This window comes from Geobacillus sp. B4113_201601, assembly GCF_001587475.1.
Lineage (GTDB): Bacteria > Bacillota > Bacilli > Bacillales > Anoxybacillaceae > Geobacillus > Geobacillus icigianus.
Genome location: NZ_LQYX01000084.1, coordinates 1 through 645, shown reverse-complemented (window position 1 = coordinate 645; position 645 = coordinate 1). Strand labels below are relative to the sequence as shown.

The following is a 645-nucleotide window of genomic DNA, read 5'->3' as shown; positions in this document are numbered from 1 at the left end:
CTGGTGTGATGAACGGACGCACCCGGCGCTGAAAGACGCGGTAAATCGCCAAGGCCAAGAGAAATAAATAGCCCAATACCGCCACCCGTTCTGGCTTTTTGACGTAAATCTCGTCGATGAAGAACGGATCTTTGAGAAAGGAGAAGTTCATTTCCACCGAGATTTGCCCTTTATACAACTTCAAGATTTCTCGAGCATCCATCGTTCGGCCTTTCCATTCCTTCGGAACGGTCGTGACGAGGACAAACCGGGACGCTTTCCGTCTTGCCTGTTCCCATGCCTGTTGGTGGAATTCGACGTCCAGGCGCAAAAGATACAGCGTCTCCATCTCGGGTTCCACCCCTTTTTTCGGCCGGCCGCGCCGTTTTTTCGGGCGCACGATCTCTTCGACCGCGGCCTTGACCCGATGAAACCGGGGGCGAAGGGACGCCTTGAGGGACGCCAAGGCTTGTTCGGCGTCTTCGCGGCAGGAGAAGGGGTGACGCTCCCAACGGGCTTGTTCCTCGCGAAGAAGCTCCGCTTCTTTGACCCGCTCTTTTTCGAGCGTTTTTCCTTTGCGCTGGTCGAGCGCGCTCGATTCGACGACGATCAGCCGAACGGGGTGGCCTTCATACGTCGAGGCCGTTTCCCATACCCGGTACGCCG

At 56.9% G+C, this 645-nt stretch carries 1 protein-coding gene; it reads right to left on the bottom strand.

What is annotated here, in order from left to right:
- Positions 1 to 645 (bottom strand): IS1634 family transposase (locus B4113_RS11650; RefSeq protein WP_235598003.1); only part of this gene is annotated, 645 nt, incomplete at both ends.